This is a genomic window from Achromobacter sp. SIMBA_011 (assembly GCF_046535435.1).
Classification (GTDB): Bacteria; Pseudomonadota; Gammaproteobacteria; order Burkholderiales; family Burkholderiaceae_B; genus Achromobacter; species Achromobacter dolens.
On record NZ_JAWRWN010000868.1, the window covers coordinates 1 to 253 of the forward strand.

Sequence of the window (253 nt, forward strand, 5' to 3'; positions counted from 1 at the left end):
GGGCGGCCGGCGCGAGCAGCGCCGACGGGCGCGCGCTCGGCCGGCCGAGCAGGAAGCCCTGCACGCAGCAGATTCCGATGTCGCGCACGACGGTCAGGTCGCTTTCGTTCTCGATCCCTTCCGCGATCAGCTTCGCGCCGCTTGCTTGCGCGAAGTGCTGCATCGCCCGGACCGCCTCGAACTTGAGCGGATCGCGCGCGATGTCGTGAATGAAGAAGCGGTCGATCTTCACGACGTCGGGATGCAGGCGCAG

Annotated in this window: 1 protein-coding gene; it reads right to left on the reverse strand. The window is 68.4% G+C overall.

Annotated elements, in window-relative coordinates:
* Positions 1 to 253: EAL domain-containing protein (locus SB816_RS33480; RefSeq protein WP_410548439.1), on the reverse strand; the 253-nt coding region annotated here is incomplete at both ends.